Origin of the sequence: uncultured Sanguibacteroides sp. (genome assembly GCF_900543425.1) — a bacterium.
GTDB lineage: Bacteria > Bacteroidota > Bacteroidia > Bacteroidales > Marinifilaceae > Gabonibacter.
Genome location: NZ_UQRQ01000041.1, coordinates 1 through 11,861 on the forward strand (window position 1 = coordinate 1; position 11,861 = coordinate 11,861).

Here is an 11,861-nt window from a genome sequence, read left to right on the forward strand (position 1 = left end):
GAGCATCTGGTTTACACCCAGAGGGTCGGGGGTTCGAATCCCTCAGCGCCCACAAGAAGAGGTTTAAAAAGAGCCTCTTTTTTTTATTCTCCTAAAAATATATCCATAACATACAGGGATTCGAACGAAGGGATAGCGGGTTCGTAACGAAGTTCTCGACGAGTAAACTATCTGCAACAGAAGAACCTTCATATCACATTTTTATCTCTTCACGTAAAATATTTATCTCTTTCATATATAACATACGATATTCCATCGCTTTATTATAGGCACTATTAAATAAAGTGAATACTTCCTTCGCTTATTTACCGGTAAGACTAAGCACGTTATCCACTCTTTCAACTTCCATTTTAACCGCTTCTTCTTCCCAAACAGCTGTTGCCGCCTTCCGTTGCTGGGCAAAAAGAGTAAAATAAAAAAAGTACAAGTAAACATAAATATACTATTTTCATCATTATCCATTTTAATATCAGACATATTAAGTAAGTTAGTCTGATTGTCACTAAAATTGTTTCCTACAATTATTTCACATATACCCATTTCACCGCATCCGCGTAAATTCGTTGTTGGCGATCTGTTCCCTTATCGCTTAAACTCACCTTATGCTCTCCCGCAGACAAATAATACCTTCCAAGAGAAACCCAACCGGAGGGAGAACCGTGTCGATTATCTACAACCTCATCTTTCCCTTTATCATGATACACGGTATAGTGATAAGGAGGATTGTCCACATCGATAGAAGTCGGAACAGATACATAGATTTCATAATAACCGGACATCTCTATTTGGACATGCCATTCTACACATCCTTTCCCATCTCCGATATTCTTACCCACGGCACTTCGAACAATTTCACCATAATATCTTTCGTCTATAAAGGGAGTCCAAACATCAAAAACGGACATTCTGGAATTAAAATACAATTTGTAATCACGTTCTAACCCCTCCTTTATAAACAAATCTTTCAAACGAAACCTTCGGGGAGGATCCTGTATTTTAAATCCTTCATCCTCATTATCCACGATCGTCTCTCCAGGAGCAATCCAAAAAGAAGATTCCGCCGCATCAAAACACCCCTGTATCGTGTCTTCCGTGATTTTGTCAGGAAACTTTGGCAACCGGAACGTCTTCTCTTCTACTGGCGGAAGATTCCCTGAAAAATGAGTATTCAAAAGCATTCTTAAATAAGAGGTTCGCGGGAAATAATTAAAAACCAGCTTTTTCCGGGATCGGGCAGGAATAACATAATTTTTTACAACAGTTTCCCCCTCATCCTCAAGAATAAAAGAAATAACCCCATCCACATCGCTCTTATTATATATATTACGTGAAATTCGGAAGCCATAACTCCTATCACCCTTATTATCAATTTTTTCAATATACTCGACAGGTAAATTCTTTATTAGAAAAACAGGGAATTGCTTGCTTGTATACCAAACCGGCAACGGATCAAGAAAGTCCACACCAAAACGAAGATTAAACGAATCTTTCAATTTCTCAAAAGAAATCCGTTGAAAAGGGTGAGCAAAAATGAAGTCGCGTAAAAAAGTTTTTATTTTTCCTTTTTCAATGCCTTTTACCAGAAAACGATCTTCCAAGTCACGAGTTTTCAATTTAAAAAGTTCCTGTATTATCGATCCCGATCTATTATTGGAGTCAGAAAGAATTTCTTGAAAAGTCGTTTTTTTCAGACAAGTTAAAGCCTTGAAAAAATCATCGGTCAAAATCGATGTAGAAAGATTTTCTCCCCCCAATCCTCTCATCCACGTGTTGAATATGGTATTCATCACCGGATATTTCTCAGAGTAAACAAAAAACGATTCATCGTAAAACAAGGAATAAAGATTATATGGATTCATCTTCTGGCGAAATGTTGCCCATGAACGGGAAAGATACAGTCTTTCTGCTAAGTTTTTTTCTTGTTCGTTTCGAAATTCTCTAAAGAAATTACCACTTAAGAAACTTTTTAACAGAGAAGAGGAGGTCAGGGATTTCATCCACGAAGGATGTGTTAGAATAGAATCACGAGCAAGAATTCTTTTAAAATTCGTTTCGGACAGATTTATCGCTCGTTCCGGAAGAAAAAGCATTTCAGGTTGTACCTGTTCACTCCGTCCCAAAGCCTGACGGTAATAACTCGTGAAAGACACCGGAGTCTCCACCATCATAAATCGCCGGAAAGGATAACTCTTTTGGTATCGTTCCTCTATATCTATTTTAATTTCCGATATGGCCTTTCTCAATTCATCTTCAGTAAAATTCATTCCGGAAAGTAAATTCTCGTGCCCCTTCCAAAGATATAACTCAAAATCCGTGGAATCCACTCTTACCATTCGACGCATGTAATCTCCGATACAAAGCGATATTCCCGACAACGGATATTCCGGGCAAAACAGAACGCCATCTCCCGTTTCCGTTCGACGTCCCTGAGACAAGACCATCTTCCCGTTTTCAGAAATCACATTCAGGCGGTAGCGGGTAAAATTTCGATCCCCACAATAAAAAGAATTATCGTGACCGGGCGGAATCGTGACCGGGTACCAGAGGCTCTCTGGAATCAGCAAAGTGTAATCACTACCTAAAAACACGTGACGATTACCGTAACGGGAAACGAGGTAACTTCTATCCCTCGTGTTTAAAATTTCATCTTCCGGAATATTCAGATAACATATATTTTCATCGATTGTCCCACCATACTCCATTTCCATGAACAGCTCATCCCCCGGCGATACGATACATGGAATACAAATCACCTGATTCTCCCGTTCGAACGAAATATCTTTACCCGAGACACTTATTCGAGACACTCGTAAAGAAGGATTCAAATAAAGTACCACGGGAGAGACATCTTCACTCGAGTCATTGAAAAGCTTTAGCTGAGTTTTCACAGACATTTCATTCCCTACGGGCTTATATGTCATATCCTGACTTACGAGTATCAACCTGTTTCTTGTATCATATTTCTCGTACGTATTCCTATATAACGAACGAGAATTTCTAAACGTGTAATAAGAAGAATAGACTATTGCACCGAACAGGAAACCTGCCAACATTAATACGATCGTCCAGTTCCTGGGATGATCTTCCCGCCTGTTCGGCAAACGACGGAGAGCCAATGCAGAGAGAAACAGGAAACCCGTTCCCAAGAAAAAGTAACAAAGCCGATGGCTCAGGTATACCCACAAGCTCGGATGGCCAGACATATCTGAGAGTGTAGCGGGTAGACTCATCCCCATGGGATCGAATATACTACAAGCGTAATCTCCGCAAAAAAACACACCGACCATGATGTAACCGACCAAAAGTATTGCAGACAGTCCTGAATGACTTGTTAAAACAAAGACAAAAAAAGATAAGCCTGACAAAAACACCATAGAAGGTATGACAAACGTGAAAAAATAGAACACGTAAGGCTCCCATGCAAAAGGATGCCAACTCCCTACAAGATGAATAGCAGCCGCAAGCAAAAGAGAAATAAAAGTTACAATCAAAAAATTCCGCAACAGTCCCCAAAATAGCCCTAATATATAGATTATGTTATTTTCCGGACGGACATATATCACTTCTCGAGAATCCATCCGATTCTCTTTTTTAAAAAAAACAGAAGGAAGCAACAAAAGGGGGAAAATAGAGAAAAAAACAAAGAAATAGACATTTATATAAGGAATAAAAGAAGAAAACATCCAACTCGTGGCAGGCGGCCCTGATTTAAAAAAATGACTCTGTAAACACACTTGATACGAAATAACAAGTACCAGCGTTATAATACAAAAAAATCGGAATAGCCAGTTCCGCCGAACAACTCGTGAACTATTGGCACTCACGACCCGGAATTGTTCTATGTCTGTCTTATTCATCATGTTTATATAATCTTTCGTTTCGCATAATAAAAAAATCCTCTGTCAATTCCTCTCCCCAAAAAACGAAAAAACATTCAGACGATCTTATCGTATACACCCAATCATACATCCACACGTATCAGATAAATATAACCCGGAAGAAGGCTGGATTCTATCACTTTTCCTTCATCACCATCTTTTACGGTAATCACAAAAGTATGCTCAAATTCAAACTCATCCACTTCCCATTTGAGCACAATATTACATCTGCCATTTTCCTTTGGAGTTATATACACATCAATACGACCATTGTTACTTGTAATACAAGTAGTAGGACTTACCGTCGCTACATTCGAATCACTCGAAGAAACTTTAACTTCCATTCCGGTTAAAAATTCGCCATCAGATTTTTTACAAAATCCGAAAGAAAAAACAGTAATGGTCGATGCCATAAGAGACACAACCATAAAATTGACGATTAAAATCAACGATAATTTTTTCACGTTCATTTTCATAATTTGAAGATTTAGGTTTTTGGTTTATTTTTACTTCATCGTCAAATTTATGTAAAAAAAAAACAAAACAACAAGAGGATAAAATTATTTTATTCATATACACATTATTTACAACAAGATAGCCTTTACTGCACCTTATAAACCGATTGTTTCAAATTAAGTATTAATAATTTTATTTGCCATTTGCAAGTGCTCAGGAGATTATTTTAGTTTGAACATCGATGGAATAAACAAGTGTTAAAATTAAGGCGGCCCATAAATAATTTCAATAAATAGATTTACTCTTGTATTTTATTAAAAAAGCAGAATTATCGATACAAGTCAAAAGAAGTAACAAAAAGAGTCTTCTGCATCGCATGAACATTCTCCAAATCGATAAAACAAACCGCTAATCCCGCTCAATCACAACGAATCCTTTTTAAAAGGCTATAAAATTCTTCTCTTCGACATTCTACCCGGATTCTATTCTCGAGCTGTACAATCCGCACACAAACCTTTTAAAACATAATTAATTGTCCGGATAGAAAATCCGTCGGGAACTTCTACCACGGGGACATGTACATTTTTAAAACAAAACGTACGACGACATTTTTCACAATAAAAATGGGTATGCAGATCATCTACTTCACAGGAACAATCATTGCTGCATACTGCATATTTCAAAGAGCCCGAACCGTCGTCTACTCCATGGATAAGATGATGAGCAAGAAACAAGGTGATTGTCCGAAAGATCGTCGATTTATCGACCGTATCCAACGCCGTTTCGATATCCAGCAAAGAGACTGCCCGTTGAAACTGCATCATTGTTTTCAGTATCAATATTCGTATGGCCGTCGGTTTAATACCTCTTTGGGCAAACTTATCCAAGTATATCTTGTCATCCATAGCTCTTATTTTATTAATTTCTGTATCCTTATCGCATTCAATATTGCCAATAAAGCGACGCCGACATCTGCAAATACAGCCTCCCATAAAGTAGCCAATCCGCCAGCTCCCAACAACAACACGATTATTTTTACACCGAAGGCCAAGGTCACGTTTTGCCAAATCACCCGATGCGTTTGCTTCCCAACCTGTATGGCCGTCACGATCTTACTCGGCTGATCCGTTTGAATAACCACGTCCGCTGTTTCGATAGCAGCGTCACTACCCAATCCTCCCATGGCTATACCGACATCGCTTAAAGCTAAAACTGGCGCATCGTTCAACCCGTCTCCCACGAAAGCAATCCGGTTTTCTTTATCCTTTTTCAGCACCTCCATATGTTTTACTTTACCCTCGGGCAACAAATCTCCGTACGCTTTACCAATACCCAAATGCTTTGCTAATTTAGAAACTATTGCCTGTTTATCACCCGACAGGATCTGAATATTATGAATTTTTAATTTTTCAAGTCCTTTAACGGCCGTCAAAGCATCCTCTTTCTCGGCATCTGCCAAAAGAAGATAACCGATATATTGCTTATCCACTGCACAAACCACAATGGTTTCCGGGATCTCCAGAATAGCTGACGGGAAAGCAATTCCCTCTTTCACCAGTAAACGAACATTGCCGACCAAAATCTCTTTTCCGGCCACCGATGCCCTTAATCCGTATCCGGCCATCTCCGTTACGTCTTTTATCGGGGAAAATGTCACGCCACAGTTCCGGGCATATTTCACAATAGCTTTGGCTATCGGATGATTACTGCCTTCTTCTACGGAGGCAATCAGATGAAGTAACTCTTCATCTGCAACTATCCCGGCATTATCGATAACCTGCACATCGAAAATCCCTTCCGTTAATGTCCCGGTTTTATCGAATACGACCGTATTGATCTTCGTGATGGCATCCAAATAATTGCCCCCTTTAAAGAGTATTCCCAAACGGGAAGCAGCCCCGATTCCACCGAAATACCCCAAGGGTATGCTGACAACCAAAGCGCAAGGACACGAGATCACTAAAAAAACCAATCCGCGATATAACCAATCGTTAAACACATACTCGAATCCGGGTTGTACCAGAGAGTAGAAGAACGGTATCAAGACAATCAACAAGGCCAAGCCAGTCACGATGGGGGTATAAACACGAGCAAGCCGTCGGATCAACAGCTCTGCTGGAGCTTTTCTCTCGGATGCCTCCTGAACCAAAGTCAATATCCGGGCTAATGCACTTTGGTCATACGATTTGGTTACCCGAATCTCTACCGTTTTATCGGTCGATATCATCCCGGCCAACACGGTTTCTTCTCTTCGAAAAACCCGGGGGACACTTTCTCCGGTCAAAGCCGCCGTGTTAAAAGTACCCTTCTCACTCAATAATTCACCATCCAAAGGAACCCTCTCGCCAGCTCTGATCTCTACAACTTCTCCGATTTCCACCTCTTCGGGAGATACTTTCAGCCGCTTACCTTCTCTTATAACAGATGCCGTATCGGGCCGAACATCCAACAATGCCTTTATATTGGCCCGGGCTCTACCTACGGCATGATCCTGGAATCGTTCGCCTACGGCATAAAATAACATCACCGCCACTCCTTCCGGATACTCCCCGATATAAAAGGCCCCGATAGTAGCCAATCCCATCAACATAAACTCGTTGAAAAAATCTTTTTCACAAATACTTTCCCACGCCTCTTTTAAGACCGGAAGCGTAACCGGAAGAGCCGCAATAAAGAACCATATAAATCGAACATAGGGTTGCTGGAACCACGCTCCACCGAATTCGTCCATTAAAATTCCACCTATCAAAAACAGGAAGGAAAACAATTCTGCTCTATATTTTTTCATCATCTTATTGTTTTTATGACAAAAATAAGATCAAACCCTTGCAACCAAGTTGCAAAATTGCAGAAAGCCATCGAAACAGGTATTTTTTATTCAAAGAGAACATTTCAACTTTCAATACTATATTTAATAATAATAAGGAGGAATTTTGGAAACCTGTTCTCAGACCGACTCGTTTCTTTGGTACAAAACGCTAACATCAAAATAAACTATCATGGAAAAAGAGAAAAAACAAACCAAAGGAAAAAAGGATCACGAAGAAGACAAACACGCTGTCAGGAACATTTCGTCAAAACAAGATAAGCCTTGGGTAGGAGCCTCACAAATGGAACAAACCCAGTTCGATGAAGAGGAATTCAAGAAAAAGAAAAAAAACAATGAGATTTAAACCCATAATGATGGACCGGGAAGAACATGTTGAATGCCCTGAAATAAATCTTTCCGGCCCATCTTATTGAAATTTTCTTATTTTTTAAGAATTTCTATCGATTCTCGTTTTTTATGTAACTTTTTCACATTGAAAAACGAATAATCAGCTATAATATAATTTTTTATGAAAATGTTCCGTCTGTTTATCCTATTAATGATCACTTTATCGTATTCGACGTCTAAAGCCGAACCAACAAAAAATCAAATCATTGTCATCACCCACGTCAATGTTTGGGATGGAATGGGAAACTCTTTAAAAAACAATTATCAGATACTGATTGAAGGAAATCACATTAAACAAGTAGCCCCACGCGTCACGATTCCTGACGGAGCTAAAATCATCGACGGGAAAGGCAACACGTTAATTCCCGGATTGTCGGATGCTCACCTTCACCTGATGTTTACCATGCCCATGGATAAGGCTTACAATAATGCCAATTGGGTCTACCTGGCAATTAGAGCAACCAAAATGGCCGAACAATTTCTAATGCAGGGATTCACGACGATCAGGGATATGGGTGGCCCCGTACAAGGACTTAAACAAGCCATTGACGAAGGGTTAATTCCCGGACCGCGCATCTATTCGTCGGGAGCAATCATTAGCCAAACTGCCGGACACGGGGATATGCGGAATCCCAACGACATGAACCCGCATTGGACGGGAAACAATGCAAATTTCTTCCAATTACAAGGTTGGTCCTATATCGTAGACGGACGTAGCGAAATCCTAAATGCAGTAAGGGAAAATTTCCGGCACGGAGCCACTCAAATCAAAATGATGGCGGGAGGAGGAATTGCAAGTAAATCCGATCCCATACATACGATTCAATTCACGAAAGAAGAATTGGAAGCTGGAGTACAAGCAGCCTCCGATTGGGGAACTTACGTCGGGGTTCACGTTTACACTCCTACCGCTATTATCCGGGCACTTAACGCCGGAGTAAAAAGTATCGAACACGGGCAATTAATCGATGAAGAGGCGATGAAAATGATCAAAGAAAAGGATGCCTTTTTAGTCCCTCAAAGTTATTGGACAACAAGAAATCCGGAAACTTCTTCGAATCCACAAAAATTTCTCGAAGTACGAAAAGGAACGGAAAACGAGATGAATTTAGCTAAAAAATACGGTGTTAAAGTTGCTTTCGGAAGCGATGTATTCGGCAACTTGGGCATCGCACCTCAAAGCATGGCCGAATTTACCAGCAGAGTAAGATGGTATACGCCGGTAGAGGTACTGAAACAAGCAACTTCCCTAAATGCCGAATTATTTGCCCTGTCAGGAAAACTCAATCCTTATCCCGATGGAGAATTAGGAGTCATTAAAGAAGGAGCTTACGCCGATCTGTTGATATACGAAGGTAACCCCCTGCAAGACATTCAGGTGGTCGTCGACTTTCAAAAGAACTTGAAATTCATTATGAAAGACGGAAAAATTTACAAAAACGAATTATAATCTTTTTTTCATACAACAAATACGATTTGTTGGTCGAGAGAGCAAAAAAGGAGAATAGCAACAGCAACTTACGCAACTACCCGCTGTATTTTTAATATCTATTCATTCGTCTCTTCTCGGCCAACTTTTTATTCATACATTTTAAATTAGAGCCTTCCCCGGGGCAAACTAAAAACAAAATCGTTACTTTTGTCATTCTCACGAACCGATCACTCGCTTTATGAAAAAAGACAAACTCTTTTTTATTTTGGTTTTATTCGTGCTGATGATTTATGCTTGTCGAACGATAAGCCCGACATTACCGGCACCTCCGAATTATGCCGACACCATCAGCTGGTTTCAACCCGGGGAAATGACTTTCGATAAAAAGACGGATGTCTTTTACGTTGCTCCGACCTGTATATGGGATTGGGAAAACGATAAAGGAGATACCCTCCACCATATGGATATCCAAAATAAACAACAACGCCGTATGTTAATTCCTGCTATCTTGCTGGGGAAACGGGTTTTTGCCGACAGTTGTAACTTTTTCTCCCCCTACTACCGGCAAATCACCATGGAATCATGGATGAATGGAGAAGAGATCACGAATCGGCGTTATCCGACGGCTTTGCAAGATATTGAACATGCTTTCGATTACTATCTAAAACATTATAATCAGGGACGTCCTTTTATTCTGGCCGGTCATAGTCAAGGAGCGAAATCGATTATCGAGTTACTCAAACACAAACTGAACGCTACCACTTCCCAACAACTCGTGGCTGCCTATCCGATCGGTTTTTATATCACAAAAGAGGAGTTGGAGCACTATCCGTACCTGCGTCCAGCCAAGGACTCCACGGATACAGGTGTTACCATCTGCTTCAACAGTGTTACAGATACCAACGCCATCGCCCCATTATTCAAAAGTAACAAAGTATGTATCAATCCTCTAAACTGGAAAACCGATACGACCCATGCCAATCGGTCATTGAACCGGGGAACTGTATTTCTGGACAGAAAAGGGAATATCAAATCAGATTCGGCCTGCCTCACGGGCGCCCATATAGATCCGGTATATCATGTTTTAATTGTTCCAGACATCAATCCCGATCCCTACTTTATTCCTTCCATTGCCCGGATTTTCCCTAAAGGAAATTTTCATGTACAGGAATTGAACCTCTATTTTAAAAATCTTCGAAAAAACGTGATCGACAGAATTCACGCTTATCAAAAAAAACATCATCAATAAAGACATGGCCCATAATATCACCATATACACGGATGGAGCCGCAAGCGGCAATCCCGGTCCCGGCGGATACGGGGTAGTTCTGATCTCCGGTTCTCACCGGAAAGAGCTATCGGAAGGTTTCCGTCTTACCACCAACAACCGCATGGAATTACTTGCCGTTATTATCGGGCTGAATGCCCTGCGATTCGATCATTGTAACGTGACCGTCTATTCGGATTCGAAATACGTGGTCGATGCGGTGGAAAAAGGATGGGTATTCGGATGGGAAAAAAAAGGATTTAAAAACAAAAAAAATCCGGATTTATGGAAAAAATTTCTAACGCTCTATCGAAGACACCAGGTGAAATTTATTTGGGTAAAAGGACATGCCAATGTCCCGGAAAACGAGAGGTGCGACCAACTCGCCGTTGAAGCTTATAAAAGTCCACATCTACAAATAGATGACTATTATGAAGCTATCGGTCGATCCGACGAAAATATTTTTAGTTGAAAGGCAAAAAAAATTTCGTTTTGTTAATCCAACGATCACATTAAATAATTACTTTTGCGAGAACAAACAAAAGTAAATCGTTCATCAAAAAACAATTGGGATGAAAAAAATATTAATCGTCGGAGCAGGAGGACAGATCGGATCAGAACTTGTTCCTCATTTAAGATCCATTTACGGAAATAACAATGTAGTGGCAGCCGATATCAGTGCTGACAAATGTAAAGCTTTAGCAGAAGCCGGACCTTTCGAAGCATTAAATGCATTGGATGGAGAAGCTTACACCGCTATTGTAAAAAAATACGGTATCGATACTATTTTCAATTTAGTAGCTCTATTATCCGCTACCGGAGAAAAGAATCCGAAATTAGCCTGGGACATCAACATCGGGGCATTAACCAACTCATTGTATATCGCCAAAGATAACAATTGCGCCGTATTCACACCGAGTTCCATCGGAGCTTTCGGTAACGATACCCCTAAAGATAAAACACCGCAAGACACCCTGCAACGGTCCAACACGACCATATACGGTGTTTGCAAAGTGACGGGAGAACTTTTAAGCGATTACTATTTCCATCGCTTCGGGGTTGACACGAGAAGCGTACGTTTCCCGGGATTGATCTCTTACGTAACCTTACCCGGCGGAGGAACCACGGACTATGCTGTCGAAATCTACTATGATGCCATTCGTAAAGGCTCCTTTACCTGTAATGTTCAAGCAGGTACGTACATGGATATGATGTATATGCCGGATGCTTTAAATGCCGTAGTACAATTGATGGAAGCCGATCCGACCAAATTAAAACACCGGAACAGCTTTAATATCGCTTCCATGAGTTTCGAACCAGAGCAAATAGCAGCAGAAATCCGCAAACACATCCCGGAGTTCAAAATGGATTACCAAATCGACCCGGTAAAACAAGCCATTGCCAACAGCTGGCCTAACAGTATGGACGATACTTGTGCTCGTCAAGAGTGGGGCTGGGCTCCGAAATACGATCTTACCAGCATGACAAACGATATGTTGGTCAAAGTAAAAGAAAAATTCGACAAAGGATTGATCAAATAAGATAATCTTTATGAATAAAAAACTCCCGATTAGAAAATCGGGAGTTTTTTATTCGGATTTTAGATTGACG

Annotated in this window: 10 protein-coding genes; 5 read left to right on the plus strand and 5 right to left on the minus strand. The window is 40.5% G+C overall.

The features are described from left to right. Positions 1–301 precede the first annotated feature (301 nt). The 5 genes from QZR76_RS13725 to QZR76_RS13745 all read right to left on the minus strand — a co-directional run bounded on the left by QZR76_RS13725 (position 302) and on the right by QZR76_RS13745 (position 7,125). Positions 302–427 (minus strand): hypothetical protein, encoded by a 126-nt coding sequence (locus QZR76_RS13725; RefSeq protein ID WP_294143373.1) that lies wholly within the window; start codon positions 425–427, stop codon positions 302–304. Between the two features lie 94 nt (positions 428–521). Continuing rightward, positions 522–3,860, minus strand: a complete 3,339-nt coding sequence (locus QZR76_RS13730) for a hypothetical protein (RefSeq protein WP_294143374.1) — start codon at positions 3,858–3,860, stop codon at positions 522–524. A gap of 101 nt (positions 3,861–3,961) precedes the next feature. Continuing rightward, positions 3,962–4,354: a hypothetical protein gene (locus tag QZR76_RS13735; RefSeq protein WP_294143375.1), complete on the minus strand. Its 393-nt coding sequence runs from the start codon at positions 4,352–4,354 to the stop codon at positions 3,962–3,964. 462 nt (positions 4,355–4,816) lie between these two features. Continuing rightward, positions 4,817–5,239, minus strand: coding sequence for a transcriptional repressor (locus QZR76_RS13740; protein ID WP_294143376.1), 423 nt, complete (start codon positions 5,237–5,239; stop codon positions 4,817–4,819). A 5-nt stretch (positions 5,240–5,244) separates the two neighbouring features. Continuing rightward, positions 5,245–7,125 (minus strand): heavy metal translocating P-type ATPase, encoded by a 1,881-nt coding sequence (locus tag QZR76_RS13745; RefSeq protein ID WP_294143377.1) that lies wholly within the window; start codon positions 7,123–7,125, stop codon positions 5,245–5,247. Between the two features lie 208 nt (positions 7,126–7,333). On the opposite strand from QZR76_RS13745, the gene QZR76_RS13750 reads away from it, so the two are divergent. From QZR76_RS13750 to QZR76_RS13770, 5 genes are all read left to right on the plus strand, one after another. Then, on the plus strand, positions 7,334–7,507 hold the full coding sequence (locus tag QZR76_RS13750; protein WP_294143378.1) for a hypothetical protein: 174 nt from the start codon (positions 7,334–7,336) through the stop codon (positions 7,505–7,507). A 165-nt stretch (positions 7,508–7,672) separates the two neighbouring features. Next, positions 7,673–9,001: an amidohydrolase family protein gene (locus QZR76_RS13755; protein ID WP_294143379.1), complete on the plus strand. Its 1,329-nt coding sequence runs from the start codon at positions 7,673–7,675 to the stop codon at positions 8,999–9,001. Positions 9,002–9,221: 220 nt separating this feature from the next. Next, on the plus strand, positions 9,222–10,232 hold the full coding sequence (locus QZR76_RS13760) for a DUF3089 domain-containing protein (RefSeq protein ID WP_294143380.1): 1,011 nt from the start codon (positions 9,222–9,224) through the stop codon (positions 10,230–10,232). 4 nt (positions 10,233–10,236) lie between these two features. After that, entirely contained in the window at positions 10,237–10,722 is a 486-nt protein-coding gene (rnhA, locus tag QZR76_RS13765; protein ID WP_294143381.1) for a ribonuclease HI, read from the plus strand. A gap of 100 nt (positions 10,723–10,822) precedes the next feature. Continuing rightward, the gene (locus tag QZR76_RS13770) at positions 10,823–11,791 is read left to right on the plus strand and encodes an NAD-dependent epimerase/dehydratase family protein (protein ID WP_041503129.1); all 969 of its coding nucleotides are present in this window, start codon (positions 10,823–10,825) and stop codon (positions 11,789–11,791) included. The last annotated feature ends 70 nt before the right edge of the window (positions 11,792–11,861 follow it).

Coding starts and splice junctions, on each gene's coding strand:
- QZR76_RS13730 (WP_294143374.1), bottom strand. CDS start 3,860: ATGATGAATAAGACAGACATAGAACAATTCCGGGTCGTGAGTGCCAAT.
- QZR76_RS13735 (WP_294143375.1), bottom strand. CDS start 4,354: ATGAAAATGAACGTGAAAAAATTATCGTTGATTTTAATCGTCAATTTT.
- QZR76_RS13740 (WP_294143376.1), bottom strand. CDS start 5,239: ATGGATGACAAGATATACTTGGATAAGTTTGCCCAAAGAGGTATTAAA.
- QZR76_RS13745 (WP_294143377.1), bottom strand. CDS start 7,125: ATGATGAAAAAATATAGAGCAGAATTGTTTTCCTTCCTGTTTTTGATA.
- QZR76_RS13750 (WP_294143378.1), top strand. CDS start 7,334: ATGGAAAAAGAGAAAAAACAAACCAAAGGAAAAAAGGATCACGAAGAA.
- QZR76_RS13755 (WP_294143379.1), top strand. CDS start 7,673: ATGAAAATGTTCCGTCTGTTTATCCTATTAATGATCACTTTATCGTAT.
- QZR76_RS13760 (WP_294143380.1), top strand. CDS start 9,222: ATGAAAAAAGACAAACTCTTTTTTATTTTGGTTTTATTCGTGCTGATG.
- rnhA (WP_294143381.1), top strand. CDS start 10,237: ATGGCCCATAATATCACCATATACACGGATGGAGCCGCAAGCGGCAAT.
- QZR76_RS13770 (WP_041503129.1), top strand. CDS start 10,823: ATGAAAAAAATATTAATCGTCGGAGCAGGAGGACAGATCGGATCAGAA.